We start from the raw sequence: 25,617 nt of genomic DNA on the forward strand, positions 1-25,617 counted from the left end.
GCCGCAGCCGTCGGACGGCCGCGCCTCCGGGTCTGCTCTCATGAGGTGCCGATGGCGCACGTGCTGCTGATCGAGGACGACGACGCGGTCCGGGGCGGCCTCCGCCTCGGGCTGCGCCGGCTCGGTCACGATGTCGCCGAGGCCGCGACCGGCGGCGACGGCCTGCGCGCGCTGCAGGTGGCGGAGCCCGACGTCGTCGTGCTCGACCTGATGCTGCCCGACCTCGACGGCTTCGAGGTCTGCCGCCGGATCCGGACTGGGAACGCGGTGCCCGTGATCATGCTCACCGCCCGCGACGCGGACCTCGACGTCGTCAGCGGGCTGGAGGCCGGCGCCGACGACTACGTCGTCAAGCCCGTCCACGCGCGCGTGCTCGAAGCGCGCATCCGCGCCGTGCTGCGGCGGGCGACGCCAGCGAGCAGCGCGTCGTCGCACCCAGCGGCGTTCGGCGACCTCGCGATCGACCGCCGCGCGCTCGTCGTCAGCTGCGCCGGCGAGCCGGTCGCCCTGACGGCGACCGAGCTGCGCCTGCTGCTGGAGCTGTCCGACGTGCCCGGTCTGGTGCTGAGCCGGCAGCAGCTGTTGGAGTCCGTCTGGGGGCACGACTACCTCGGCGACTCGCGCCTCGTCGACGCGTGCGTGCGGCGGCTGCGCGCGAAGATCGAGTCGGAGCCGGCCGACCCGCGCTACATCCAGACGGTGCGCGGGTTCGGGTACCGCTTCGGGCCGCTGTGAGCGTCGTCACGGCGCGCATCGCGACCGTGGGCGAGCGGTCGTGAGGCGGCTGCGCAGCCTGCGGGTCCGCCTCGTCGTCGCGTTCGCCGCGGTCGCGGTCGGCAGCGCGCTCGCGACCGCGCTGCTCGCCTACCGCGACGCGAGCCGCTTCACGCTCTCGCGCACGCAGGACGCGATCGTCCGCGACCTGCGCGAACGCGTCCGCGTGTACGCGCCCTCGCTCGCCCATCCGCCGTCGCAGGCGGCGCTGGAGCGCTTCGCCCGCGACGTCTCGCCGGCTGTGCGAACGGCGTCGGTCGTCGTGACCTACCGCGACCGCCGCGCGCTGCTGCGACCGCAGACGGCTCCCGGCGCGGCGATCCCGGCCGACGTGCGCCGCTCGGTCGCGCGCGGCGACGGAGCGGTCCTCCGTCGCGTCGAGGGCGCGGACGGGGAGCCGCTGCTCGTCGTCGGCATGCCGGTCGCGTTCGCGGGCGCCGCCTCCGCTCCCTCCGGCATCGCCGTCTTCGCCGTCGCCTCGCTCGCGCCGGAGCGGGACGACGCCGCACGGCTCGCGCGTGCGATGGCGGGCGGGATCGCGGTCGCCGGGCTGATCGCGGCGCTGCTGGCGCTCCTGGCCGCCCGCGGCGTGCTCGGTCCGGTGCGGCGCCTCGGCGCTGCCGCGCGCGAGCTGGCGCAGGGCAGACTCGACACGCGCCTGGACGCGAGCGGCGGCGACGAGCTGGCGGAGCTGTCGCGCACGTTCAACGCGACCGCCGCGGCGCTGGAGCAGAACGTCGCCGAGCTGCGCCGGCTGGAGGCGTCGGCGCGCCGCTTCGTCGCGGACGTCTCGCACGAGCTGCGCACGCCCGTCAGCGCGATGCTCGCGGCGACCGAGGCGCTCGACGGCGAGGACGCCGCCGCCGCCGCGCAGCTCGTCAGCAACGAGACGGCGCGGCTCGCTCAGCTCGTCAACGACCTGATCGAGGTGTCTCGCTTCGACGCCCGCGCAGCCGTGCTGCGGGTCGAGGAGGTCGACGTCGGCGAGGCGGTCGCGGGGACGCTGCGCGTGCGCGGCTGGACCGAGCGGGTCGCCGCCGACCTGCCGCCGGGCATCCGCGCCGAGCTCGATCCGCGCCGGCTCGACGTGATCGTCGCGAACCTCGTCGGCAACGCGCTGCGCCACGGCGCGCCGCCGGTGCGCGTCGTGCTGCGCGCCGGCGAGCGGGGCGTCGAGTTGGCCGTCGCCGACAGCGGCGCGGGGATCCCGGCCGACGAGCGGGAGCGCGTCTTCGAGCGCTTCTACAAGGGCGACCGCTCGCGTGCGCGAACGGACGGGAGCGGGCTGGGGCTGTCGATCGCGACCGAGAACGCGCGACTGCACGGCGGCGGCATCGTCGCGGCCGCGGCGCCGGGCGGCGGCGCGTGCTTCACCGTGCGGCTGCCGTGGAGCGGCCCCGCGTGATCCGCCGGCTGGTCGCGGTTTCCGCCGTCCTCGCCGCCTGCGCGGCGCTCGTGACCGCCGGCTACCTGCTCGGCGGCCGCGGCGTGCGGCCGACCGGCGTCATCGCCGCCGGCCCCGCGCCGGCCGGGATCGCCCGGCAGGGCGGCCGTGAGATCTTCCTCCTGCGCGACGGCCGTGCGACGCCCGTCGTCCGGTCCGGTCGCCGTGGCGGCGTGCGCGGCTCGCTCGCCGTGCTGTTCGCCGGCCCGACGGCCGCCGAGCGCGCGCACGGGCTCAGAAGCGAGCTGCCGGAGCTGGCGCCGAGCGTGCGCGGGCGCCTGCGGCTGCGTCGTGCCGGCTACGGGGAGCTGCAGGTCGACCTGCCGGCTCGCGTGCCGGCGCTCACACGCCGGGCGATGCGGCAGATCGCGTGCACCGTCGTGCGCTCACTGGTCGCGAGCGGCCGTGCCCGTGACGCGCCCGTGCGCGTCGTGGCGATCGATGCCGACGGCCGGACCCGCGGTGCCGGCGACTGCGACGAGCTGCTGCCGCAGGCGCTCGTCTCGCCCGCGACGCAGCCGCCGCCGACCGCGACGGCGGCGCCGTCAGTTGCCCCTCAGCCGACGCGGCCGTAGCGGTCGGAGAGACGCACGACGTCGTCGAGCTCCGGGGTCGAGACCTCGAGGATCGTCGCGTCCTCGATCGCCTCGACGGTGTGCACGACGCCCGGCGCGTTGCGCCAGCGGACGCCGGGCTCGACCACCGTCTCGGTCAGGCTCTCCGCGTCGTCACCCTGCACGAGCAGCAGCCGGCCGCTGAGCAGGTAGGAGGTCTCGTCCTTCTCGCGGTGGTACTGGAGCGAGAGGCGCTCCCCGGCGCGCACGAACAGCAGCTTGCCCGCGTAGCGGTCCGTATGGGCCCACCACACTTCGTGGCCCCACGGCTTCTCGACACGCTCAGGCTGCGTCGGCTCGATGACGTCGATCATGGCGGCACACGCTATCGCGCCGTCGCGCCGCAGCGAGCGCCGACTCAAGACCGCTGCTCCTGCGGCCGACTACCGGGGGAGCCGATGAGCCTCGACCTCGCGCTGCAGCGGATCAGCCAGATCCAGTCGATGATCGCGCCCCTGCACGGGGGTGCGACGCCGTCGTCCGCCCAGGTCGGCGGCGCCGCGCCGCCGGCCGCGGCCGGCGCGCCGCTCGCGGCGGCCGCGACGACGCCGGTGACCGCGCCGGGCGGCGTCGCCCCGACGAGCTTCTCCAACGTGCTCGCCGGCGCGACCGGCACGCTCTCGGCGAAAGCCGACGCGATGCTGACCGCCGGGCAGAGAACGTTCGCGACGCAGCTCGCCGCCGAGACCGGCCTGCATCCGCAGGTGATCGCCTCGTGGATGCTGGCCGAGCAGTCGGGTGGCGCCGCGACCTCGCGCGAGGCGGCGAACAACCACAACTGGCTCAACATCGGCTACACCGACTCGAAGACGTACGGCGCGTCGGCGTCGGTCTGGAGCGACCCGCTCGCGGCCGCCCACGCGACGGCCGGCTGGCTCAAGGGCCAGGACACGGTCGACGGCTACGGCAAGGCGAGCGCGGGCGTGCAGTCGATCCTGACGACCGCCGGCCAGTCGCCGGAGGTGCAGATCCAGGCGCTCCAGCGCTCGGGCTGGGCGTCGAGCGGCTATCCCGACCTGCCGGTGCTGTTCCGGCAGATCAGCGGCTGAACCGCTACTCGAGCACGAGCAGCGCGGCGCGCGGCGGCCCGCAGAGGCCGACGCGGAGCGGCATGCGCACGCCGAAGACGTTCGCGGGCCGGACGAACAGGCGCTGCGGGGCGTCGTCGCCGCGGGCGGCGTGCATGATCGTCGTCGCGAACGCCTCGGCCCCGCGGGCCTCGGCGTCGGCCGGCGTCAGCAGCTCGGTGACGGGATGCTGGATGACGTCGTGCTCGGTGATCGCGAGCAGGTGCTCGGCTTCGGCCGAGAGCGCCTGGATCGACAGCGACGCGTCGACGATCAGGAACGCCTCGCCCGCCTGCGGCACGACGTCGGCGCGCGCCTCCAGCAGCATGCCGAGGCCGCAGTCGCCGCAGATGCGCGCGGCCGGCGCGGGCGTCTCGTCGGTCACCGCGCCGCAGTGCCCGCAGAACCACTGGGAGGGCCGCAGCTCCTCCGTCGTGGAGGGAACCAGTCGCAGGAAGGCGCGTTCACCGGATGCCATCGGCGCAGTATGCCATTGCACCGGTAGGAGGTTGGTGTGCGTTGACGTTTTTGCAGCAGTAGCGACGGGAAAGTGCGCAGTCGGCCAACTATCGCCGATGCGCCTATACACCCTGCGTATACACGCGGTGTATAGTGCTCGCCCATGTCGATCGCCAAGACCTTTCTCGGGCTGCTGGAGTCCGGCCCCCGCCACGGATACGACCTCAAGCGCACGTATGACGAGCGCTTCGGCCACGACCGTCCGCTCGCGTACGGCCAGGTCTACTCGACGCTCTCGCGCCTGCTCAGACACGGTTTTGTCGAGGTCGACGGGATCGAGCCCGGCGGTGGTCCGGAGCGCAAGCGCTACGCGATCACCGAGTCCGGCGTCGCCGACGTCGACCTGTGGCTCGCGCAGCCGGAGAGACCCGAGCCGTACCTCCAGAGCACGCTCTACGCGAAGGTCGTGCTGGCGCTGCTGACCGGCCGTGCTGCCGCGGAGGTGCTCGACACCCAGCGTGCCGAGCACCTCCAGCTGATGCGCGAGCTGACACGCCGCAAGGCCGGCGGCGACCTCGCCGACCAGCTCATCTGCGACCACGCGCTGTTCCACCTCGAAGCCGACCTGCGCTGGCTGGAGCTGACGGCCGCGCGCCTGGACCAGCTGCGCGACGCGGTGGGAGCGGTGGCATGAGCGCCGTCGCCCCGCTGCTCGCCGCCCACGACCTGCACAAGGCGTTCGGGCCGACGCCGGCGCTCGCCGGCGCGACGTTCGAGGTCGCGGCGGGCGAGGTCGTCGCCGTGATGGGTCCGTCCGGCTCCGGCAAGTCGACGCTGCTGCACTGCCTCGCCGGCATCGTGCGGCCCGACGCCGGCCGCGTCGTCTACGGCGACCGCGAGCTGACGGCGATGTCCGACGTCGAGCTGAGCGCGCTGCGCCGCACCGACTTCGGCTTCGTCTTCCAGTTCGGTCAGCTCGTGCCCGAGCTGAGCTGCCTGGAGAACGTCGCGCTGCCGCTGCGATTGGACGGCGTCGCCCGCCGCGACGCGGAGCGGCGGGCGGCCGAATGGCTCGACCGGCTCGAGGTCTCCGACGTCGCGGGCAAGACGCCGGGGCAGGCGTCCGGTGGGCAGGGCCAGCGCGTCGCGGTCGCGCGAGCGCTCGCGACCGAGCCGCGCGTGCTGTTCACCGACGAGCCGACCGGTGCGCTCGACTCGCTCAACGGCGAGCGCGTGATGCAGCTGCTGAGCGATGCCGCGCGCGACACCGGCGCGGCGGTCGTGCTCGTCACGCACGAGCCGCGCGTCGCCGCCTACTCCGACCGCGAGGTCGTCGTCCGCGACGGTCGCACCCACAGCGCGGAGCGCGTCGGATGAGCCGCGCGGCGCGCGAGCTGGCGCTCGGCGCCCGCCTCGCGCTGGCCGGCGGCCGCGGCGCCTGGGCGCGCGTCGTGATGACGGCCGTCGGGGTCGGGCTGGGCGTCGCGCTGCTGCTGTTCGCGGCGTCGGTCCCCCAGCTGTTCGCGGCGCGCGAGGATCGCATGGCCGCGCGCGACGACCTCTCGATGACGGGAGCGGACCTGAGCAGAGGTGCGAACACGCTGCTGGTCGCGTTCGCCGACACCGACTTCCGCGACGTGCGGGTCCGCGGCCGCGTGCTCCAGCCCGAAGGGCCGCTCGCACCCGTCCCGCCCGGCGTCGTCAGACTGCCCGGCCCCGGCGAGCTGGTCGTCTCGCCGCGGCTGAGACGGCTGCTCACCTCCCCAGAGGGCGCCCTTCTGCGCGCACGGCTCGACGCGCGGATCGTCGGGACGATCGCCGACGCCGGGCTCGAAGGGCCCGGCGAGTACGCCTTCTACGCGGGCGCCGAGGGCCTGCAGCACGGTGGCAACGGGGTCCATCGGATCGACCGCTTCGGCTCCCCCGACGGTGGCGACGGGCTGCATCCGGTGCTGCGCCTGCTGGTCGTGATCGCCTTCGCGGTGCTGCTGCTGCCCGTGCTGGTCTTCATCGGCGCGGCGGTGCGCTTCGGCGGAGAGGACCGCGACCGCCGTCTCGCGGCGCTGCGGCTGGTCGGCGCCGACAGCCGCATGGTGCGCCGGATCGCCGCCGGGGAGGCGCTGCTGGGCGCGCTGCTCGGTCTCGCCGTTGGCGCTGCGATCTTCCTGTTCGCGCGCCAGTTCGTCGAGCGCATCACGCTCTCGGACCTCAGCGCGTTCGCCGCGGACGTGCGGCCGAGCGCGCCGTTCGCGGTGCTGATCGCCGTGGCGGTGCCGGCGGCGGCGGTCGCCGTCACGCAGCTGGCCCTGCGCGGCGTCGCGATCGAGCCACTGGGCGTCGTGCGCCGCGCACAGCCGCGGCGACGCCGGGTCTGGTGGCGGCTGCTGCCGCCGCTTGCCGGCGCCGGGCTGCTCTTCCCGCTGCTCGGGGCCGAGGCCGGCGCGACGTTCGACGAGCTCCAGGTCGCGGCGGGTGTCGTGCTGCTGCTGATCGGCGTCACCGCGATCCTGCCGTGGCTCGTGGAGGCGGTCGTGCACCGGCTCGGTCGCGGCGGCGGGGTCGCGTGGCAGCTCGCGACGCGCCGCCTCCAGCTCGACAGCGGGCTCTCCGCGCGCGTCGTGAGCGGGATCGCGGTCGCGGTCGCGGGCGCGATCGCGTTGCAGACGCTGTTCTCAGGCGTCGAGCGCAGCTACACGACCGCGACCGGCGCCGATCTCGACCGCGCGCAGGCGTTCGGGACGCTCGAACCCGGCCAGGACGGTCCGCGCGCCCCCGCGCTCGCAGCGAGGCTGCGCGCGATCGACGGCGTCACGTCGGTCGTCGCGCTGGACCAGACGAACCTGGAGAAGCGGCAGCGCGACGGCGGCGCGTTCATCACCTCGTTGACTGTCGCCGACTGCCGCACGCTGCGCGAGCTGGCAGTGCTGCCCCGCTGCGCGGACGGCGACGCGTTCGCCATCCGCGGCGAGCCCGGCACGCCGCGTGCCGGCGACCGCGTCCGCGTCGGCGATCGGATCGGCTGGACCGTGCCGGCGGATGCGCCGACCGTGCGGCCACGCTCGGACCCGGCGGGCGGGGAGATGTCGGGGGTGCTGCTGACGCCGAAGGCGGCGGCGGGGCTGGAGCTGCCGCAGCGCAGCATCGCGCTCTACACCGGCCTCGACTCGTCGCGGCCGGACGCGATCGAGCACGTCCGCAACGCGACGGCGCAGGTCGACCCACGCGGCGAGGTGCTGAGACTCGCGGCGACGAGAGCTGACCGCGACTTCGCGAACATCCGCCGCGGCCTGTTCGCCGGAGCCGTCGCGGTGCTGCTGCTGATCGGCGCGAGCATGCTCGTCAGCGCGCTGGAGCAGCTGCGCGAGCGGCGCAGACTGCTGGCGGCGCTCGTCGCGTTCGGCACGCCGCGTGCGACGCTCGGCTGGTCGGTCTTCTGGCAGACGGCCGTCCCCGTCGCGCTCGGCCTCGCGCTCGCGGTCGTGACCGGCGCCGCGCTCGGCGCGCTGCTGCTGCAGCTCGTGAGCGAGCCGCTGCGCGTCAACCTCGCCGCGATCGCCGGCATGACCGCGATCGGCGCCGCCGTCGTGCTGCTCGTGACGGTCGCGAGCCTGCCGCTGCTGTGGCGGCTGATGCGCCCGGACGGCCTGCGGACGGAGTGACGGCACGCGCAGCTTCATCCGTATGGACAAACGACGTTCGCCCCGGGATCGCTACTTTTCATCGTCTCGTGGAATTCGAAGTCGCCACCGCCGAGCCCGCCGCGCAGGAGATCCCGCTCGGCGGGAGCCCCTACCCGCCGATCGCGGACTACGGCTTCCTGTCCGACTGCGAGGTCTGCGCGCTCGTCGCCAAGAGCGGCAACGTCGAGTGGATGTGCCTGCCGCGGATGGACGGGCCGAGCGTCTTCGCCGGGATCCTCGACCGCCACGCCGGCCGCTTCCGCGTCGGCCCGCGCGACCAGGTCGTCCCGGCCGACCGCCGCTACCTGCCCGGGACGATGATCCTGGAGACGACGTGGGGCACTCCGACCGGCTGGTTGGTCGTGCGCGACGTGCTCGTCGTCGGTCCCTGGCACCACGGCAGCGAACGCTCCGGCCGCTACGCGCGCTCGCCGCGCGACCACGAGGCCGCGCACGTGCTGCTGCGCACGATGAGGTGCCTGAACGGCTTCGTCGACGTCGAGCTCGACTGCGAGCCTGCATTCGACTACGCCCGCAAGCGCGGCAGCTGGGACTACGCCGGCGACGGCTACGGCGACGGCATCTGCAGCGCCGAGGGCGTCCCGACGCAGCTGCGCCTGCGGACCGACATGCGGCTCGGCTTCGAGGGCCCGCGCGCCCGCGCCGAGACGCGCATGAGAGCGGGTGACACGCTCTTCTGCGCGCTCGGCTGGTCGAGCCATCTGCCGCCGGAGACCTACGACGAGGCGCACTCGCAGCTGTCGGTGACCGGCAACTTCTGGCACGAGTGGATCAGCCGCGGCCGCTTCCCCGACCATCCCTGGCGCGTCTACCTGCAGCGCTCGGCGCTGACGCTGAAGGGCCTCACGTACGCGCCGACCGGCGCGATGATGGCGGCGGCGACGACGTCGCTGCCCGAGACGCCGGGCGGTGAGCGCAACTGGGACTACCGCTACACGTGGCTGCGCGACTCGACGTTCATGCTGTGGGGCCTCTCGACGCTCGGCTTCGACCGCGAGGCGCACGACTTCCTCTACTTCATCACCGACCGGCTGGAGGCCGGAGGCCGGCTCGGGATCATGTACGGGATCGACGGGCGAGAACGGCTCGACGAGGAGATCCTCGACCACCTCGCCGGGTACGAGGGCGCCAAGCCGGTGCGGATCGGCAACGGCGCGTGGGACCAGCGCCAGCACGACGTCTGGGGTGTCCTGCTCGACTCGATCCGCCTCCACATCCGCTCCGGCGACCGCCTCGACGACCGCCTCTGGCCGCTCGTCGTGCGGCAGGTCGACACCGCGGTCGCGGAGTGGCGCGAGCCCGACCGCGGCATCTGGGAGGTGCGCGGCGAGCCGCAGCACTTCACCTCCTCGAAGATCTTCTGCTGGGTCGCGGCCGATCGCGGCGCGCGCCTGGCGCGGCTGCGCGGCGACCGCGACGCGGCCAAGCGCTGGCGCGAGGCTGCGGACGAGATGCACGCCGAGATCTGCGAGCGCGGGCTCGACGACCGCGGCGTCTTCGTGCAGCACTACGACACCGATGCGCTCGACGCCTCGCTGCTGCTGATCCCGATGCTCGGCTTCCTGCCCGCGAGCGACGAGCGCGTCCGCAAGACCGTGCTCGCGATCGCCGACGAGCTGACCGTCAACGAGCTGGTGCTGCGCTACAAGGTCGCCGAGACCGACGACGGCCTCACCGGCGAGGAGGGCTCGTTCGCGATCTGCTCGTTCTGGCTCGTCTCGGCGCTGGTCGAGATCGGCGAGGTCCAGCGCGCCCGCGACCTCTGCGACAAGCTGCTCTCCTACGCCAGCCCGCTCGCGCTCTACGCGGAGGAGATCGACCCGCACTCGGGCCGCCACCTCGGCAACTTCCCGCAGGCGTTCACCCACCTCGCCCTCATCAACGCGGTGATGCACATCATCCGCGCGGACGAGGCGCTCGTCGACGACACGCACTAGCGGCGGCGCACGGGCGGCTCGGCCGCCCGCACCCGCGCACCGTCGTCAGCTGCGCCCGAGCAGCAGCGCGATCCCCTGCCCACCGCCGATGCAGAGCGTCACGAGCCCGTACTCGTGGTCCGCGCGCTCCATCTCGCTGATCGCCTTCGCCGTGATCGCCGCGCCGGTCGCGCTGATCGGGTGGCCGAGCGCGATCGCACCGCCGTTCGGGTTGACCTTGGCGGGATCCAGCTCCAGCTCCTGCATCACCGCCAGCGCCTGCGCGGCGAACGCCTCGTTCAGCTCGATCACGCCGATCTGGTCGAGCGAGACGCCGGCGCGGTCGAGCGCCTTGCGCACCGCTGGCACCGGGCCGATGCCCATCACGGCTGGGTCGACGCCGCAGCTGGCGTAGCTGAGGATCCGCGCTCTCACCGGGCTGCCCAGCTCGGCAGCCTTGTCGGCGGAGAGCAGCACGAGCGCCGCGCCGGCGTCGTTCATGCCGGAGGCGTTGCCGGCCGTGACGGTGCCGCCGTCGCGCTTGAAGACGGGCTTCAGCTTCGCCATCCCGTCGAGCGACGCGTCGTCGCGGATGTGCTCGTCGGTGTCGAACGTGACCTCGCCCTTGCGCGTCTTGATCGTCACGGGGACGATCTCGTCCGCGAAGCGGCCGGCGTCACGCGCGGCGATCGCGCGGCGGTGCGACTCGACCGCGAACGCGTCCTGCTGCTCGCGCGAAATCGAGTGGCGCTCGGCGAGGTTCTCGGCCGTGACGCCCATCAGGATGTCGTTGAAGGGGTCGGTCAGCGCGCCGCTGACGGGGTCGACGACGGCCGTCTCGCCCATCCGCGCGCCCCAGCGGCCCGACGGCAGCCAGTACGGGCCGCGGCTCATCGACTCCGCGCCGCCGGCGAGCGCGACCGACACGTCGCCGGACTGGATCGCCTGCGTCGCCGAGACGATCGCCTGCACGCCGGTGCCGCAGAGGCGGTTGACGGTGAACGCCGGGGTCTCCTTCGGGATCCCCGCGCCCATGCCGACGACGCGCGCCATGTACATGTCTCTCGGCTCGGTGTGGATCACGTTGCCGAAGACGACGTGCTCGACCTGCTCGGGCGCGACCCCGGCGCGCTCCAGCGCGGCTCTGGCGGCGGTCGAGCCGAGCTGGCTCGGCGGCACGTCCTTCAGCGACTTGCCGTAGCCGCCGACGGCGGTGCGGACGGCGGATGCGATGACGACATCGGTCATTTCAAGATCTCCTCGGGTTCGACCGCCGGGATCTTGGCAGCGTCGACCCGCCGGCAGACCCGGTCGCCTAGCCGGGAGTTCCCGCCGACGTGTCGAAGCTGCCGCTCGCCGCCGTGGAACTCCCAATGCGAAGCACCTCACCGGTCTGCACCGCCCACAGCGCGGCGTAGCGGCCGCCGTTGCGCAGCAGCTCGTCGTGCGTGCCGGCCTCGGTGACGCGTCCGCCTTCGAGCACGTGGATGCGGTCGGCGTGGCGGATCGTCGACAGACGATGGGCGATCACGATCGTCGTGCGCTCGCGGCTGACGCGCAGCAGCGAGCGCTGGATCGCCGCCTCGGTCTCGTTGTCGACCGCCGAGGTCGCTTCGTCGAGCACGAGGATCGACGGATCGCGCACGAGCGCGCGGGCGATCGTCAGCCGCTGGCGCTGGCCGCCGGAGAGGCGCACGCCGCGTTCGCCGACGGGGGTGTCGTAGCCGTCCGGCAGCGCCTCGACGAACTCGTGCGCCTCGGCCAGCTCGGCCGCAGTGCGGAGCTGCTCGTCGCTCGCGTCCGGCGCGCCGTAGCGGAGGTTGTCGGCGACCGAGCCGTCGAACAGGAACGTGTCCTGACCGACGTAGCCGATCGCGCCGCGGAGGCTCCCGAAGGTCAGGTCGCGGACCTCGACGCCGTCGATCGCGACCGAGCCGCGCTCGGCGTCGTAGAGGCGCAGCAGCAGCTTCACGACGGTCGACTTGCCCGCGCCGGTCGGTCCGACGATCGCATGCGTCTCGCCGGCCGGTACGTCGAGGTCGAGCCCGTCGAGCACGCACGTGCGGACCGCGCCGTCGTCGTCGCGGTAGACGAAGCCGACGTCGCCGAAGGCGACCGCGCGTCGCGTCGCGCCGTCGGCGGTCGGAGGCAGCTCGCGCGCGCCGTCGCGGATCTGGACGGGCGCGTCGATCAGGTCGAGGATCCGCCGCAGCGACGCGACGCCGCGCTGGTACAGGTCGAGCGTCTCGCCGAGCCGCGTCAGCGGCCACAGCAGCCGCTGCGTCATGAAGACGAGCACCGAGAACATCCCGACCTCGAGCGTCCCGTTGAGCGTCAGGTGGCCGCCGACGACGAGCGTGACCATGAAGCCGACGAGGATCGCGGTTCGGATCACCGGGACGAACGCGGCGCTGAGCGCGATCGCAGTGCGGTTCGCGCTCGCGTAGTCGCGAGAGGCCGCCGCGACGCGGGTCGACTCGCGTCGCTCGGCGCCGAACGCCTTGATCGTCGCGATCCCGCCGAGGTTGCCGCCGATCAGCCCGCCGAGCCGGCCGGCGTGCTCGCGGACCTTCGCGTAGCGCGGCTCGAGCCGTCTCTGGAACAGCAGCGAGCCGCCGACGATCACCGGGACGGGCAGGAACGCGAGCACCGCCAGCAGCGGCGAGATGATGACGAAGACGGCGCCGACCGCGACGACGCTCGTCGCCGTCTGGATGATCTGCAGCGCGCCGACGTCGAGGAACCGCTCGAGCTGGTTGACGTCGTCGTTGAGGATCGTCAGCAGTCTGCCGGCCTCGCGGTCCTCGAACCACGCCAGCTCCAGCTCCTGCACGTGGCCGTAGGCGTCCATCCGCAGGTCGTGCTGAAGGTCCTGCGAGAGCGTCCGCCAGCAGCGCTGCGCGAGATACTCGGTCAGCGACTCCAGCAGCCAGATCACCGCGGTCGCGCCGGCGAGCACGAACAGCTGGGCCTCGCGGTCCTCGATCCCGGTCACGCTGCCGACGATGCTGCCCTCCTCGCGCACGACGATGTCGATCGCGACGCCGATCAGCAGCTCGGGCAGGATGTCGAGGATCTGGTTGAGGATCGCCCACACGACGCCCCGGCGGACCTGGCCGCGATAGCGCGGCGCGCGGCGCCACAGGCGCAGCAGCGGGTGGACGGCGACCTCGTTCACGACGGGGAAGGGTAGACGGCGCGTGCCGGTGGGTAGGGTTCGGGCCGGATGCTCGGTCGCTCGAACGGATTCCTGACCGCCGCCGTGGTCGCCCTCGTGCTCGCCTGTCTCGCCGGTTCCGCCGGCGCCTCGACGATCGCCTATCAGTGCGGCGGCGGCGTCTGCGCGATCGACCCGGACGTCGCCGGCTCCCAGCCGCGGCAGCTGACCGCGGACGGCCGCTTCGCGGGCCTCACGCGCGACGGCGCGACCGTCGCGTGGGTCGACTCCGCGGGGGCGCTCGTGTCGGCGCCGGCGGCAGGCGGCGCTCCGGCGCTGGTGTGGAACGGCGGCTACGTCGGCAACCAGCCGTCGATCTCGCCGGACGGCCAGAGATTCCTCTGGTGGACGATCGCGCCCGACGGGCTCGGCGGCACGAACGCGACCCACGTCCGCCGGCTGACGCGCGGGGCGGCGTCGAGCGAGGGCCTCTCGTACTGCATCTACTGTGCGACGTCGCACGGCTGGCTCGGCGACACCGCGCTCGCCGCCTTCCCGTCCGACGACGACAGACCGTCGAAGGTCTGCCGGATCGCGACGACGGCCGAGGCGCCGGACGTCAGATCGAGCTGCGTGCAGCAGCTCGTCAGCGATCCACGCGGCGGGATCGGCTTCCCGTCCGGCTCGCCGGACGGCAGAGAGATCGTCGCGGCGCTCGAGCCGGGAGCGGTGACCGGCACGAGAGGCAGGATCGTGCGCTACTCGATCGCGACCGGGCAGCCGCTCGGCGACGTGACGGAGGGAACGCAGGACACGACCCCGACGTGGTCGGCGGACGGCACGCAGATCGCGTTCGACCGCGCCGGCCAGATCGTCGTGAAGGACCTTGCGAGCGGCGCGGAGCGCGTCGTCGCGCAGGGCGTCTACCCGTTCTGGGGCGGCGCCAGAACGGTGCCGGCGCCGCCGCCGGGCGGCAGAGAGCTGGCGCCCGCGCCGGGCGGCAGAAGACCGGCGCCGAGACGAGCGCCGCTGCTGTCGCTGACCGGCCAGCGGACGCCGCGCGCGCTCGCCGCCGGCGGCCTGCGGCTGCGTGTCCGCTGCGACGCCGCCTGCAGCGTCGGCGCCCGGCTGACGGTCGCCGCGAAGGACGCGCGCACGCTCGGGCTGCGGCGCGGCGCCGCGCTCGCGAGCGCGAGCGGAGCGCGCAGGGCGGCCGGCACGGTGACGCTGCGTCCGCGCGTCGCGGCGAAGGTCGCGAGACGGCTGCGCCCGCTCGGCGCGCTGCGGGTGAAGGTGGCGGTGACGATCCGCCCGGCAAACGGCGCCAGAGGCCGCACGATGCGCACGAGCGCGACCGTGCGGCTCGCCCGCTGAGCCCCTGAGCCCCACCTCGGGCGGGGGCTAACCCCCGGGCGCGCTCCGCCCGCCCGCCCCCGCCGGAACGCCACGGCGCCCCAGCGACACGGCGGCGCGCCGTTGAGAGCGTGCGGGCCATGACTTCCACACGCTCACCGCGCGCTCTGAAGCGCCCCACGGAGAGCCGCTTCGAGCGGCTCGCAGGCTGGTCGATCCGCCACCGCAAGCGCGCCGTCGCGCTCTGGCTGGTGACGCTCGTCGCCGTGCTCGGCGGCTCGATGGCGATCGGTCCGGACTGGAACAACGACTTCGCCCTCCCGGGCACCGAGTCCCAAGCGGCGCTCGACACGCTCCAGCGCAGCGCGCCGGCTCAAGCCGGCGACACGATCGACGTCGTCGTGCGCGATCCAGGCGGCGTCGCCGACCCCGCGGCGCGTGAACGGGTCGAGGCGATGCTCGCCAGAATCGAGCGGCTTCCGCACGTCGCGAGCGTCCAGGACCCGTTCGCCGCGGGCGGCGCCGTCTCCAGAGACGGCACGATCGCGTACGCGCCGGTGCTGCTCGACAAGCTCGCCAACGAGGTGCCGAGAGAGGCGATCGTCGAGATCATCGACACCGCCCAGGCCGCCGACGGCAGCGGCCTCCAGGTCGAGCTCGGCGGCGACGCCGTCCGCTACGTCGACGCCGGCGGCGGCGCGGCCGAGAGCGCCGGCACGCTCGCGGCGCTGGTGATCCTCGTCTTCCTGTTCGGCTCGCTGCTCGCCGCGAGCCTCCCGATCGTCACCGCGCTCGCCGCGGTCGCCGGCACGACGGCGCTGATGGTCGTCGGCTCGCATGTGCTGAACGTCGCCGACTTCACGCCGGCGCTGATGTCGCTCGTCGGGCTCGGCGTCGGGATCGACTACGCGCTGCTGATCTTCTCCCGCTACCGCAGCGAGCTGCTCGACGACCGCGACCGCGACGACGCGCTGCGGATCGCGCTCGACACCGCCGGCCGCTCGGTCGTCTTCGCCGCTGCGACCGTGATCATCGGCCTGCTCGGCCTGATCGCGCTCGGCATCGGGATGCTGCAGGGGATCGCGCTCGGCGTCTCGCTGACCGTGCTGGTGACGCTGATCGCGTCGCTCACGCTGCTGCCCGCGATGCTGTCGCTGTTCGGCAAGCGGATCGAGCGCAGCGTCCGCAAGCGCGCGCTGAAGGCGCGTGCGAAGGAGCGCGTCGAGGGTGAGCGCTGGCGCCGCTGGGCCGCGTTCGTGCAGCGCCGCCCGCTGCCGGTGCTGGCCGTCTCGGTCAGCTTCCTGCTGCTGCTCGCGATCCCCGCGACCGACATGCGGCTCGGCTTCGCCGACGCCGGCAACGACAGCCCCGAGAAGACCTCGCGCCAGGCGTACGACCTGCTCGCGCAGGGCTTCGGCCCCGGCTTCAACGGGCCGCTGCTGGTCGTCTCCGAGGGCGGAGGACAGGCCGCCGCGGACGAGCTGGCGAGCGCGCTGAGAGCGACGCCGGGCGTCGCGGCGGTGCAGTCGCCGACGTTGTCGGAGAACGGTGACGTCGCGACCGTGATCGCGATGCCGGACGCGAAGCCGCAGGCCGAGGAGACGCAGCAGCTCGTGACGAAGCTGCGCGACGAGGTGCTTCCGCCGGTCGCGGCCAGAACGGGGGCGACGTACCTCGTCGGCGGCCCGACCGCGGCGGCGGACGACTTCGCCCACGAGGTGCAGCAGAAGCTGCCGCTGTTCGTCGGGATCGTCGTCGGCCTCTCCGCGCTGCTGCTGATGGTCGTCTTCCGCTCGCTGCTGATCCCGCTGAAGGCGGCGGTCCTCAACCTGCTCAGCATCGGCGCCTCGCTCGGCGTCGTGACGCTCGTCTTCCAGCACGGCATGTTCGGGATCCAGGAGAGCCCGGTCGACTCCGTCATCCCGATTCTGATCTTCGCGATCGTCTTCGGGTTGTCGATGGACTACGAGGTCTTTCTGATCTCGCGCATGCACGAGGAGTGGGAGCGCACCCACGACGCGCGCCACGCGGTCCGCGAGGGGCTGGCGCAGACGGGGCGCGTGATCACGGCGGCTGGCGCGATCATGGTCGTCGTCTTCGCCGCCTTCATGCTCAGCCCCGACCGGATGATGAAGCAGTTCGGGCTCGGGCTCGCGGTCGCGATCCTGTTCGACGCGCTGATCATCCGCTGCCTCGTCGTCCCGGCGATCATGCGGCTGTTCGGCAGATGGGCGTGGTGGATGCCGCGCTGGATGCGACGCAGCCTGCCGCGGGTGGCGCTCGAGAAGGCGTAGCCCGCCCGTCGCGGCGCAGCCTCCGCCCGCCGGACCGGTCGGACCGCGCCGCCCCTCACCGCGCCGCCCCTCCTCGGGGCGGCGCATCCGTCAGGCGACCGTCGCGGCGACCCTGCCGGTGCGCACCCGCGCGGCCAGCACGGCGACGACGAGCGCGAGCACGACGACGAGCGAGCCGAACAGGCGGAAGGTCGCGTCGAGCCCGAGGTCGCCGACGACGACGCCCGCGACGATCGCCGGCACCGCGAGCGACAGGTACGCGACGACGTAGAACGCCGACATCACCTCGGCGCGCTGCGCGGGCGGGATGACGGCGGTCAGCGAGCGCAGCGCGCCGAGGAACGCGACGCCCCAGCCGGCGCCGGTCACGACGCCGCCGGTGAGGAACAGCGCGGCGGAGCCGGTCGAGAGCGACAGGACGGTCAGCGCCATGCCGAACGCGAGCACCGCCGCGCCGGCCGACGCGGCGCGGTGCGCGTCGGTGTGCTGCCAGCGCAGCTGCGTGAAGACGCCCGGGAGCGTCAGCGCCAGGATCGCGACCCCGCCCGCCAGATGGCTGCTCGTGTGCAGCATCTCGCCCGCGAGCCGCGGTCCGAGCGACAGGTAGATCCCGCCGATCGACCACGACGCGAGCACGCCGAGGGCGGACAGCAGGAACGCGCCGCGGATCGCCGGCGGCACCTGCGGCCGCTGGATCCGCAGCTGCGGGCGGCTCGGGGAGGCGACCGGCTCGGGCAGCGCGATCGTCGCGACGAGCGCGACGGCGAACAGCGTGCCGAGCACGACGAACGGCAGCACGCGCGGCGCGGGCGCGTACTGGACGAGCGCGGCGGCGACGATCGAGCCGATGCCCATCCCGGCTGCGCTGACGGTGCCGTTGACGAGCCCGACGCGTCTGCCGTCGGCGCGCGGGTGGAGGTCGATCAGCGCGGCACCGGCGGCGCCGAGCGCGACGCCGGTCGAGACGCCTTGCAGCAGCCGCGCGGCGAACAGCCACGCGACCGAATCGGCGAACGCGAAGACGGCGGTCGAGAGGATCAGACCGGTCAACGCGACGATCAGCACCGGCCGACGGCCCGCGTCGTCGGAGACCGAGCCCGCGACGAGCAGGGCGGTCAGCACCCCGAGGCAGTAGACGGCGTAGACGAGCGTCAGCACGAGCGTCGAGAACTGCCAGTCGTCCTGGTAGACCCCGTAGAGCGGTGAGGGGGCGGCGGATGCGGCGAGCGCCAGGCCGATCACCGCGGCGACGACCGCGAACGCGGGCGTGCCCGAGAGCCGGCGCGAGGCCGCGACGGCGGTCGGTGGAGGCGAGGACGGGAACGACAAGGGGGGCTCCTTCGAAAGTTCCAAAGATGTGGAAGGAGTGTTGTACCATAGTACGAGCAATGTCGAATCAAGTCCGAGAGATTCCTCATCCGGCGGTCGACCAGTTCGACCTCGCGACGATCCTGCGGACGTGCGGCGAGCCGCTCCGGCTCGCGTTGATCCGTCTGCTCGCCGACGGGCATGAGCGCAACTGCGGTGATCTGGCGGCGACGCTGGAGCTGCCGATCTCGACGACGTCGTACCACCTGCGGCTGCTGCGCGAGGCTGGCGTCACGCGCACGCGCGCAGCCGGCACCGGCCGTTGGATCTCGCTGCGCCGCGACGACCTCGACGCCAGGTATCCCGGTCTCGTCGACGTGCTGCTCGGCCGCTAGTCAGGCGTCGCTCGGCTCGCCGGCGAGCACGGAGTCGAGCAGTCCCGGGAAGCGCGCGTCGAGATCCTCGCGCCGCAGCTTGAGGTAGATCTTGCGTCCCTCGGGGCGCTCCCATGTCACGCCGCTCTCGCGCAGCGCGCGCCAGTGCGTCGTCATCGTCGACCGCGACACGTCCGGGACCAGATCGCCGCAGACGCACTCCGTCTCGGAGGAGAGCGCCCGCGCCACCTGCAGCCGGATCGGGTGGCCGAGCGCCGCGAGCACGTCGACCAGCTCGATCTCGTCGCGGCTGGGGTGGTGCGGGGTTGTCATGAGAAGATTGTACGCGAGTTTCGTACGGATTCTGTCGAAGCTCTTGACAGCGGGAAGCCATTGTACGATTGTTCCGTACAGTCGTACAACGCTCTCTTCTCTGCTGCCCTCAAGGAGTTCCGATGTCTTCTCCACCCGTTGCCCGGGAGGCGCGTCCGCGCCATCTCGGCTGGGCGCTCGCGCTGCTCGCGTTCGCGCAGCTGATCATCGCCCTGGATTACACGATCGTCTTCGTCGCGCTGCCCGACATCGGCAGCGACCTCGGCTTCTCCGGTCACACGCTGCAATGGGTGGTGAGCGGCTACGCGGTCGCGTTCGGCGGCTTCCTGCTGCTGGGCGGGCGCGCCGCCGACCTGCTCGGCCGACGCCGCATGTTCGTGCTCGCATTGCTCCTCTACGCCGGCTCGTCGCTGCTCGGTGGGCTGGCGACGACCTCCGAGCTGCTCGTCGGCGCACGCGTCGTGCAGGGGATCGGCGGAGCGCTGCTGTTCCCCGCGACGCTGTCGCTCGTCAACACGATGTTCGCTGAGGGTCGCGAGCGCAACCGCGCGCTCGCCGTGTGGGGCGGCGCTGGCGCGACCGGGCTGTCGCTCGGCTCGCTGGCCGGCGGCGTGCTGACCGAGTCGTTCGGCTGGGCCGCCGTCTTCTACGTCAACGTGCCGCTCGCCGCCGGCGCGGCACTGCTCGCGTTCACCCTCCTCACGCGTGACGCGCCGCGCGAGCGCGGCCGCAGCTTCGACCTCCCCGGTGCGCTGACCGCGACGGCCGGCGTCACCCTGCTGGTGACGGTGCTGGTGCAGGGTCCGGAGTCGGGCTGGACGTCGACGCCCGTCGTGCTGGCCGCGCTGCTGGCAGTCGTGCTGCTGGCCGGGTTCGTCGCGATCGAGGCGCGTGGTCGCGATCCGCTGATGCCGCTGCGCCTGTTCGGCAACGCCAGCCTGCGCGCGTCGATGGCGGTGACGTTCGTCTTCATGGGAACGCTCGGCGCGCTGCCGTACTTCCTCACGCTCTACTTCCAGACCGTCCACGGCTACAGCGCGCTGCAGACCGGCTTCGCCTTCCTCGGGCCGTCGCTGGCGATCGCGATCGGCACGCAGCTCGGCGAGCGGCTGGCGGCGGTCGCGGGCGTGCGCCGCACGCTCGCCGGCGGCCTCGCGCTCGGCGCGGTCGGCACCGCCGTGCTCGCGTTCGGGATGACGGTCGACGGCACGTATCTGACGCTGCTGCCCGGGATCGTGCTGATGGGCGTCGGCCAGGGCATCGCCTGGACGAACATGTGGATCGCCGCATCCAACGGCGTCGCGCAGGAGGAGCAGGGGATCGCCTCGGGCATGGCCTCGACAACGCAGCAGGTCGGCGCCGCCGTCGGCCTCGCGGTGCTGATCGCGATCTCCAGCAGCGGCCTCGACGGCCTCACCGGCCAGCCGCTCCAGCAGGCGACCGCGGACGGCCTCCAGACCGCCGTCTACGTCGCGGCCGGCGGCATCCTCCTCGGCCTCGCCGCCGCGCTCAACCTCCGCCGCGCTCCGGCGGCCGGACTGGCCGGAGCAACCCCCGCCGTCGCCTCCGCGAGAGGCTGACGATCCGGCACGGACGATCCGCGTGGCGCCGCGTCAGTGCGCCGCGCGGACGTCAGCGCGCCACGCGGACATCCGTCCGAGTGAAGTCGCCGCCCTTGAACAGCAGCGGCCGGTCCATCGTGCGCGCGAGCGCATAGCTGAAGCAGTCGCCGAAGTTGAGCCCCGCGGGCGAGTTGCCCTTCCCGAACCGCACCCACGCTCGCCGCGCGGCGAGCGCCTGCGTCAGGTCGACGGGGACGCAACGGATGCGGGTCTCCTGCAGCAGGTCGTCGAGGTCGCGGAGGCCGACGACCCCGCTGTTCTTGTGCATGACGATCGAGCACTCGAGCAGAGAGGCGGCCGAGAGCAGCGGATCATCCACATCCGTGAGCGTCGCCGAGAGCTCCGTCGCGTCCTCTTCATCCAGCAGGATCGCGACGACGGCCGAGCTGTCCACCACCATCAGGTCGGCAGGCCGTCGTCGTCGTACCCGAGGATCTCGTCCGGGCTGCGTGGATCGAGTACGCGCCGTGACGCAGCGCGTCTCACGATCCGCACGATGGCCGCATATCGCTCCTCGCCGGGCGGGTAGCCGGGCAGGCCGTCGGAGGGGTGAAGCCGTGCGCCGTCGTGCGCGCGTTCGAGCTCGATGAATCCGGGGTCGTCGAGATGGAGTGTCATCGCTCAAAGGAGGCTAGAACGGCGCGTTCGATCGGTCCACCCGATCTGTGGTGTATCGGGGTGCGGGCAGTCGGTGGGCGGCGGTGAGGTCAGCATGCGCTCCACCTTGCCGGAACAAATGTGACGTGTCTGGCGCGGTTTGCATGAATTCACGCGCGACCGCCGGATCGGGCGGATCGCCCGGCTACGCTCAGAGCCATGTCCGCATCCGTCGCCCCCGCCTTCGCCGCGCAGACGCTCGACCGCCTCCGAGCGCTCACCGGCGACCCCTCGGCCGAGTTCCGCGACGGGCAGCTGGAGGCGATCCACGACGTCGTCGCCGACCGCGCGCGGGTGCTGTGCGTGCAGCGCACCGGCTGGGGCAAGTCGGCCGTCTACTTCCTCGCCACCTCGCTGCTGCGCGCGAAGGGCGCCGGGCCGACGCTGATCGTCTCGCCGCTGCTGGCGCTGATGCGCAACCAGATCGCGGGCGCCGAGCGGCTCGGGCTGCGCGCGTTCACGATCAACTCGACCAACCGCGACGAGTGGGACGCGATCCGCGCCGGCCTCGCCGCCGACGAGATCGACCTGCTGCTGATCTCGCCAGAGCGGCTCAACAACCCGCGCTTCCGCGACGAGATGCTGCCGCTGTTCGCCGCCTCGGTCGGTCTGCTGGTGATCGACGAGGCACACTGCATCTCGGACTGGGGCCACGACTTCCGGCCCGACTACCGGCGCGTGAAGGACATGCTCGCCGCGCTGCCGGAGCGCGTCGCGGTGCTCGGCACGACCGCGACCGCGAACGACCGCGTCGTGAGAGACGTGCTCGACCAGCTCGGCGCGGGCGCCCGCGCCGACGAGCCGCTGCGTTCGTACCGCGGCCCGCTCGGCCGCGGCTCGCTGCGGCTCGAAGCGCTCGAGCTGCCGCGCCCGGCCGAGCGGCTCGCGTGGCTCGTCGAGCACCTGCCGCAGCTGCCCGGCTCCGGCATCGTGTACACGCTCACCAAGCGCGACGCCGACCAGGTCGCCTCGTTCCTCACCGCCAACGGCATCCCCGCGCTCGCCTACAGCGGCGAGCAGCAGACCGAAGACCGGATCGCGGCGGAGGAGCGCCTGCTGCGCAACGACGTCAAGGCGCTCGTCGCGACGAGCGCGCTCGGGATGGGCTACGACAAGGCCGACCTCGAGTTCGTCGTCCACTATCAGGCGCCGGGCTCGGTCGTCTCCTACTACCAGCAGGTCGGGCGTGCCGGTCGCGGGGTCGACCACGCCGAGGTGATCCTGCTGCGCGGCACCGAGGACCGGCGCATCCAGGACTTCTTCATCGAGCAGGCGTTCCCCGCGCAGGAGAAGGTCCAGACCGTCCTCGCCGAGCTGCGCGGCGCGGCGATGGCGGGCGAAGGCTGCACGAGCCGCGAGCTGATGGCCGTCGTCAACCTCGGCGCCGGGCGGATCGAGGCGATGCTGAAGATCCTCGACGTCGAGGGTGCGGTCCGACGCGACGGAACGCGCTGGACCGCGGTCGAGGGCAGCGACTGGCGCTACGACGGCGAGCGCTACGCGCAGATCACGGCGCTGCGGCGCGCCGAGCAGGAGGCGATGGCCTCGTTCGGGACCGACGGGCGCTGCCTGATGCGCGCCTTGCAGGAGGAGCTGGACGATCCGGAGCCGCAGGACTGCGGCCGCTGCTCGGTCTGCGCGGGGCCGCGCTTCGCGCAGCCGCCGGATGCGCGGCTCGTCGAGCACGCCCAGCGCCATCTGCGCTCCAAGCCGCTGGTGCTGGAGCAGCGCAAGATGGCGCCTGACCCCGGCGGGACGATGCGCAAGATCCCGGTCGATGCGCTGATCGAGCCCGGCTGGGCGCTCGCGCGGCTGGGCGACGGCGGCTGGTGGCCCGCGGTCGAGCGCGGGCTCCGCGCCGGGCGCTTCGACGACGAGATCGCGGTCGCGCTCGCCGACGCGCTGCGGGGCGGCGGGGCGGGCACGCCGGCGTGGGTCACGAGCGTCCCGTCGGTCGCGAACGGCGCGGCGGTCGACGCGCTCGCCGAGCAGCTCGCGCGCCAGCTCGGCGTGCCGCGGCTGCACCTGCTGGAACGCCGCGAGCAGCGGCCGCCCCAGCGTGAGATGGCGAACGCGGCGCAGCAGGCCGCGAACGTGCGCGGAGCCTTCGCCGTCGTCCAGGAGCCCCTGCCCGGGGCCGGCGTCCTGCTCGACGACCGGCGGCTGTCGGGCTTCACGCTCGCGATGGTCGGCGGGCAGCTGCGCAAGGCCGGCGCGGAGCGGATCGTGCCGCTGGCGCTCGCGACGCTGAACTGAGTGAGCCGCGGGGGCAGACGCTGGCCGGGCCTGGCGCCTGACGGGATCGCGCAGGGCGGGATCAGGCGCTTGGCGCGGGATCGCGCGCACGGCGAGATCGCGCGCAGGGCGGGATCGCGCACAGGGCGGGGTCAGGCGCTGGAGACGCTGATGTGGCGCGGATCGCGGCTCAGCGGTCCCCAGCCGCCGGTGCACTGACACAGGACGATCCGGTCGGCGCCAGGGGCGCCGGGAGTGACGGCGGCGGCCGGTTCGACGCGGTCGCGCCACGGCGAGCCCAGCGCGGCGGGACGCGGGACGGCCGACATGTGGAGCGTGAGCGGCTCGGCGCCGCGGGCGACGAGTGCGTCGAGGAGTCTCGAGAACCCGCGGTGCGGCAGCGAGCCCGTGTTGGGGAACCCGACCGAGAGGTAGAGGTCGAGCGGGCCCGGCCGATCGGAGAGCGCCATGCTCAGACGGCTGCCGAAGTGGCCGGAGGTCCCTCCGTGGTGGGGGACGTGGACCAGCCGCGCCCAGTCGAGCACCTGCTCCCAGCCCTCGCTGAGCGACTCGTGGGAGCGGCCGCGCGCGCGTTGGAAGCCGGAGTCGCCGCTCAGCAGCACGCCGAAGCGCTGACCCGCCGACATCGCCTGCCGGCTCCGGAACGCGACGACGTGGCTGAGGCGGTTGACGTTGCTCGGCAGTCCCGGATCGGTGTACAGCTGCGCGAACGCCTCCTTCACCACCGGCAGCGCGTGGCGCAGTTGCGCGACGTACCCGCCGACGGGCGCCAGATGCCACGTCTCGACAGGCGTGCCCTGCGGCTGCGCCCGAGCCGGCGCCGGCCCGGTGTGGATCGGGATGCCGCGGCCGCGCAACAGCCGGATCAGCCGATCGAGCGTCGTCGCCGTCACGGCGTCGGCGCTGAACTCGAGCGCTCCGCGGACGAGCGCACCCTCGATCCCGCGCTGGCGCTGCGCCTGCTGCGCGACCTGGGCTGCGAGCGGATGCTGCGCGAGCCGGCGAGTCGCCTCGACGAGGTCGGAGAGCGCGGGCAGACCGGCTTCGAAGCACGCCTGCTCGGTGCGCAGCAGCCGCTCGTCGTCGAGCACGTCGGCGGGAGCCGTGGCGGTGGTGGCGCCGGTCGCGGCGACGGCCTGTGCCAGCCTTGGCTCCTCGGTCGGCCACAGCTCGGGCAGCGGAAGGCCGTCGAACTCCTCGACACGCGCGCCGATCGCATCGATCGCATGCGGCAGGCCGTCGCGGATCGCTCGGCTGAGCCCGGTCTCGCCGATCAGGGCGTCGAGCGACCGCAGGCAGCTGCGCAGCCCGCCCAGGATCAGGTGGTCGCTTGCGAACGCGCTGTAGCCGGCGGCGGGGCCGTCCAGCTGCGGCGCCTCGATGAGATTCCCCGTCGGGTGCAGGAACGGCGGCACGAGCGCGAGGTCGACGCGCGGGCAGTCGGGCGAATCGAGCAGGCTGCAGAGGCCTTCGAGGTGGTCGGCATCGCAGTGCGTGCCGACGAGCAGGTTCACGTGCGGGGCGTGGGTGGCGACCCAGTCGTGATGACGCGCGTAGTAGCGCGCGTAGCCGCCGTCGACGAGCGCCGCCCAGGAGCGGTCGCCGTGGAGGCGGACGAGCGTCGAGTCGCCCTGCTCGACGTTCAGGAAGGCGACGTTGAGGCCGTCATGCCACATCGCTCGGAGCCGTTCGAACCCGGCGCGCGATCTGCGGGTAGTGGAGGACGAGGCCGTCGGCGTCGACCTCGATGTCGGCGCTGAAGCCGTCCGGCTGGCTGAAGCGGACGACTCCGGTGCGGAGGTGCTCGTAGGTCTGCGGGTCGATCGTGACCGCGAGGTCGGGCACGGAGATCCAGGCGACGACGATGTCGCGGCGGCCGGCGCGCTCGTGCAGCGCATGGCGCCGGATCGGCATCAGGTTCGTCAGCGACGAGAGGCCGAGGTCGCAGTCGAGTGCGTCCGGGCCGAGCGCGGAGAGGTCGCCGCCGGGCGCGGGCAGGTCGACGTCGCCTTCGGCGTCGGCGTCGCAGCGCCAGCCGCCGCCGTCGTCGCGCAGCAGGTCGATCGAGCGGCGCCAGCCCTCGCCCGCGGCGGCGACGCGCATGTGGCGCGTCGCGAAGCCGGGCCCGGTCGCGTCGAGCGCGTAGTCGAGTCGATACGGCACCTGTTCGGCGCCGAGCTGCGTGCCCGTCGCGCGCAGCCCGTCGTCGTTCAGCTCCACACGCGCCGCCTCGGCGGTCCACACGTCGAGACCGCTCCACAAAACCATCCGTCGCACCATCGGCGGAT

At 73.5% G+C, this 25,617-nt stretch carries 23 protein-coding genes; 13 read left to right on the forward strand and 10 right to left on the reverse strand.

Annotation, left to right across the window (positions count from 1 at the left end; genetic code table 11):
- Positions 1-51: 51 nt before the first annotated feature.
- Genes CWOE_RS01485 through CWOE_RS01495 form a run of 3 tightly spaced genes read left to right on the forward strand, consistent with a single transcriptional unit; the run spans position 52 to position 2,793 of the window.
- Entirely contained in the window at positions 52-735 is a 684-nt protein-coding gene (locus CWOE_RS01485) for a response regulator transcription factor (RefSeq protein ID WP_012931784.1), read from the forward strand.
- Between the two features lie 40 nt (positions 736-775).
- Complete coding sequence (locus CWOE_RS01490; RefSeq protein WP_012931785.1) at positions 776-2,179, forward strand: sensor histidine kinase; 1,404 nt, start codon at positions 776-778, stop codon at positions 2,177-2,179.
- The gene (locus tag CWOE_RS01495; protein ID WP_041730017.1) at positions 2,161-2,793 is read left to right on the forward strand and encodes a hypothetical protein; all 633 of its coding nucleotides are present in this window, start codon (positions 2,161-2,163) and stop codon (positions 2,791-2,793) included. Before CWOE_RS01490 ends, CWOE_RS01495 begins: the two co-directional genes overlap by 19 nt.
- On the opposite strand, the gene CWOE_RS01500 is transcribed toward CWOE_RS01495, so the two are convergent.
- The gene (locus tag CWOE_RS01500) at positions 2,775-3,146 is read right to left on the reverse strand and encodes a cupin domain-containing protein (protein WP_012931787.1); all 372 of its coding nucleotides are present in this window, start codon (positions 3,144-3,146) and stop codon (positions 2,775-2,777) included. The two genes, CWOE_RS01495 and CWOE_RS01500, sit on opposite strands and share 19 nt — an antisense overlap.
- Positions 3,147-3,230: 84 nt before the next feature.
- Here CWOE_RS01500 and CWOE_RS01505 point away from each other — a divergent pair, with 84 nt between their 5' ends.
- A complete protein-coding gene (locus CWOE_RS01505; RefSeq protein ID WP_012931788.1) occupies positions 3,231-3,881 on the forward strand; it encodes a hypothetical protein in 651 nt (216 codons plus the stop codon).
- A 4-nt stretch (positions 3,882-3,885) separates the two neighbouring features.
- Here CWOE_RS01505 and CWOE_RS01510 read toward each other — a convergent pair whose 3' ends face one another.
- Positions 3,886-4,377 carry a PAS domain-containing protein gene (locus CWOE_RS01510; RefSeq protein WP_012931789.1) on the reverse strand — a complete coding sequence of 164 codons (492 nt, stop codon included), beginning with the start codon at positions 4,375-4,377 and terminating at the stop codon, positions 3,886-3,888.
- 144 nt (positions 4,378-4,521) lie between these two features.
- On the opposite strand from CWOE_RS01510, the gene CWOE_RS01515 reads away from it, so the two are divergent.
- From CWOE_RS01515 to CWOE_RS01530, 4 genes are all read left to right on the forward strand, one after another.
- Positions 4,522-5,052 carry a PadR family transcriptional regulator gene (locus tag CWOE_RS01515; RefSeq protein WP_012931790.1) on the forward strand — a complete coding sequence of 177 codons (531 nt, stop codon included), beginning with the start codon at positions 4,522-4,524 and terminating at the stop codon, positions 5,050-5,052.
- Positions 5,049-5,735 carry an ABC transporter ATP-binding protein gene (locus CWOE_RS01520; protein WP_012931791.1) on the forward strand — a complete coding sequence of 229 codons (687 nt, stop codon included), beginning with the start codon at positions 5,049-5,051 and terminating at the stop codon, positions 5,733-5,735. The genes CWOE_RS01515 and CWOE_RS01520 overlap by 4 nt, the downstream gene beginning before the upstream one ends.
- Entirely contained in the window at positions 5,732-8,017 is a 2,286-nt protein-coding gene (locus CWOE_RS01525) for an FtsX-like permease family protein (RefSeq protein ID WP_012931792.1), read from the forward strand. Before CWOE_RS01520 ends, CWOE_RS01525 begins: the two co-directional genes overlap by 4 nt.
- 68 nt (positions 8,018-8,085) lie before the next feature.
- On the forward strand, positions 8,086-9,996 hold the full coding sequence (locus tag CWOE_RS01530) for a glycoside hydrolase family 15 protein (protein WP_012931793.1): 1,911 nt from the start codon (positions 8,086-8,088) through the stop codon (positions 9,994-9,996).
- Between the two features lie 45 nt (positions 9,997-10,041).
- Here CWOE_RS01530 and bktB read toward each other — a convergent pair whose 3' ends face one another.
- Positions 10,042-11,223, reverse strand: a complete 1,182-nt coding sequence (bktB, locus tag CWOE_RS01535; RefSeq protein WP_012931794.1) for a beta-ketothiolase BktB — start codon at positions 11,221-11,223, stop codon at positions 10,042-10,044.
- Between the two features lie 67 nt (positions 11,224-11,290).
- Positions 11,291-13,153: an ABC transporter ATP-binding protein gene (locus CWOE_RS01540; RefSeq protein ID WP_012931795.1), complete on the reverse strand. Its 1,863-nt coding sequence runs from the start codon at positions 13,151-13,153 to the stop codon at positions 11,291-11,293.
- Positions 13,154-13,201: 48 nt separating this feature from the next.
- On the opposite strand from CWOE_RS01540, the gene CWOE_RS01545 reads away from it, so the two are divergent.
- Positions 13,202-14,506 carry a TolB family protein gene (locus CWOE_RS01545; protein ID WP_012931796.1) on the forward strand — a complete coding sequence of 435 codons (1,305 nt, stop codon included), beginning with the start codon at positions 13,202-13,204 and terminating at the stop codon, positions 14,504-14,506.
- Positions 14,507-14,625: 119 nt separating this feature from the next.
- Positions 14,626-16,779: an MMPL family transporter gene (locus tag CWOE_RS01550; protein WP_012931797.1), complete on the forward strand. Its 2,154-nt coding sequence runs from the start codon at positions 14,626-14,628 to the stop codon at positions 16,777-16,779.
- A 90-nt stretch (positions 16,780-16,869) separates the two neighbouring features.
- Here CWOE_RS01550 and CWOE_RS01555 read toward each other — a convergent pair whose 3' ends face one another.
- Positions 16,870-18,108, reverse strand: coding sequence for an MFS transporter (locus CWOE_RS01555; protein WP_012931798.1), 1,239 nt, complete (start codon positions 18,106-18,108; stop codon positions 16,870-16,872).
- A gap of 59 nt (positions 18,109-18,167) precedes the next feature.
- Between CWOE_RS01555 and CWOE_RS01560 the strand changes: the two genes are divergently transcribed.
- A complete protein-coding gene (locus CWOE_RS01560) occupies positions 18,168-18,482 on the forward strand; it encodes an ArsR/SmtB family transcription factor (protein WP_012931799.1) in 315 nt (104 codons plus the stop codon).
- Here the strand turns inward: CWOE_RS01560 and CWOE_RS01565 are convergent, their stop codons facing one another.
- The gene (locus CWOE_RS01565) at positions 18,483-18,794 is read right to left on the reverse strand and encodes an ArsR/SmtB family transcription factor (protein ID WP_012931800.1); all 312 of its coding nucleotides are present in this window, start codon (positions 18,792-18,794) and stop codon (positions 18,483-18,485) included. It lies immediately after the preceding gene.
- Positions 18,795-18,916: 122 nt separating this feature from the next.
- Here CWOE_RS01565 and CWOE_RS01570 point away from each other — a divergent pair, with 122 nt between their 5' ends.
- Entirely contained in the window at positions 18,917-20,374 is a 1,458-nt protein-coding gene (locus CWOE_RS01570) for an MFS transporter (protein WP_012931801.1), read from the forward strand.
- 52 nt (positions 20,375-20,426) lie between these two features.
- Here CWOE_RS01570 and CWOE_RS01575 read toward each other — a convergent pair whose 3' ends face one another.
- On the reverse strand, positions 20,427-20,816 hold the full coding sequence (locus tag CWOE_RS01575; protein ID WP_012931802.1) for a type II toxin-antitoxin system VapC family toxin: 390 nt from the start codon (positions 20,814-20,816) through the stop codon (positions 20,427-20,429).
- The gene (locus CWOE_RS01580; RefSeq protein ID WP_012931803.1) at positions 20,816-21,034 is read right to left on the reverse strand and encodes a hypothetical protein; all 219 of its coding nucleotides are present in this window, start codon (positions 21,032-21,034) and stop codon (positions 20,816-20,818) included. Before CWOE_RS01580 ends, CWOE_RS01575 begins: the two co-directional genes overlap by 1 nt.
- 198 nt (positions 21,035-21,232) lie before the next feature.
- Here CWOE_RS01580 and CWOE_RS01585 point away from each other — a divergent pair, with 198 nt between their 5' ends.
- Complete coding sequence (locus CWOE_RS01585; RefSeq protein WP_012931804.1) at positions 21,233-23,329, forward strand: RecQ family ATP-dependent DNA helicase; 2,097 nt, start codon at positions 21,233-21,235, stop codon at positions 23,327-23,329.
- Between the two features lie 131 nt (positions 23,330-23,460).
- On the opposite strand, the gene CWOE_RS01590 is transcribed toward CWOE_RS01585, so the two are convergent.
- Positions 23,461-25,005: a ComEC/Rec2 family competence protein gene (locus CWOE_RS01590; protein ID WP_012931805.1), complete on the reverse strand. Its 1,545-nt coding sequence runs from the start codon at positions 25,003-25,005 to the stop codon at positions 23,461-23,463.
- On the reverse strand, positions 24,995-25,597 hold the full coding sequence (locus CWOE_RS01595; protein ID WP_012931806.1) for a putative glycolipid-binding domain-containing protein: 603 nt from the start codon (positions 25,595-25,597) through the stop codon (positions 24,995-24,997). The genes CWOE_RS01590 and CWOE_RS01595 overlap by 11 nt, the downstream gene beginning before the upstream one ends.
- Positions 25,598-25,617: the final 20 nt, after the last annotated feature.

Origin of the sequence: Conexibacter woesei DSM 14684, assembly GCF_000025265.1 — a bacterium.
Lineage (GTDB): Bacteria > Actinomycetota > Thermoleophilia > Solirubrobacterales > Solirubrobacteraceae > Conexibacter > Conexibacter woesei.

Coding starts and splice junctions, on each gene's coding strand:
- CWOE_RS01590 (WP_012931805.1), bottom strand. CDS start 25,005: ATGTGGCATGACGGCCTCAACGTCGCCTTCCTGAACGTCGAGCAGGGC.
- CWOE_RS01580 (WP_012931803.1), bottom strand. CDS start 21,034: ATGACACTCCATCTCGACGACCCCGGATTCATCGAGCTCGAACGCGCG.
- CWOE_RS01515 (WP_012931790.1), top strand. CDS start 4,522: ATGTCGATCGCCAAGACCTTTCTCGGGCTGCTGGAGTCCGGCCCCCGC.
- CWOE_RS01500 (WP_012931787.1), bottom strand. CDS start 3,146: ATGATCGACGTCATCGAGCCGACGCAGCCTGAGCGTGTCGAGAAGCCG.
- CWOE_RS01525 (WP_012931792.1), top strand. CDS start 5,732: ATGAGCCGCGCGGCGCGCGAGCTGGCGCTCGGCGCCCGCCTCGCGCTG.
- CWOE_RS01565 (WP_012931800.1), bottom strand. CDS start 18,794: ATGACAACCCCGCACCACCCCAGCCGCGACGAGATCGAGCTGGTCGAC.
- CWOE_RS01575 (WP_012931802.1), bottom strand. CDS start 20,816: ATGGTGGTGGACAGCTCGGCCGTCGTCGCGATCCTGCTGGATGAAGAG.
- CWOE_RS01510 (WP_012931789.1), bottom strand. CDS start 4,377: ATGGCATCCGGTGAACGCGCCTTCCTGCGACTGGTTCCCTCCACGACG.
- CWOE_RS01550 (WP_012931797.1), top strand. CDS start 14,626: ATGACTTCCACACGCTCACCGCGCGCTCTGAAGCGCCCCACGGAGAGC.
- bktB (WP_012931794.1), bottom strand. CDS start 11,223: ATGACCGATGTCGTCATCGCATCCGCCGTCCGCACCGCCGTCGGCGGC.
- CWOE_RS01585 (WP_012931804.1), top strand. CDS start 21,233: ATGTCCGCATCCGTCGCCCCCGCCTTCGCCGCGCAGACGCTCGACCGC.
- CWOE_RS01570 (WP_012931801.1), top strand. CDS start 18,917: ATGTCTTCTCCACCCGTTGCCCGGGAGGCGCGTCCGCGCCATCTCGGC.
- CWOE_RS01520 (WP_012931791.1), top strand. CDS start 5,049: ATGAGCGCCGTCGCCCCGCTGCTCGCCGCCCACGACCTGCACAAGGCG.
- CWOE_RS01505 (WP_012931788.1), top strand. CDS start 3,231: ATGAGCCTCGACCTCGCGCTGCAGCGGATCAGCCAGATCCAGTCGATG.
- CWOE_RS01485 (WP_012931784.1), top strand. CDS start 52: ATGGCGCACGTGCTGCTGATCGAGGACGACGACGCGGTCCGGGGCGGC.
- CWOE_RS01595 (WP_012931806.1), bottom strand. CDS start 25,597: ATGGTTTTGTGGAGCGGTCTCGACGTGTGGACCGCCGAGGCGGCGCGT.
- CWOE_RS01560 (WP_012931799.1), top strand. CDS start 18,168: ATGTCGAATCAAGTCCGAGAGATTCCTCATCCGGCGGTCGACCAGTTC.
- CWOE_RS01545 (WP_012931796.1), top strand. CDS start 13,202: ATGCTCGGTCGCTCGAACGGATTCCTGACCGCCGCCGTGGTCGCCCTC.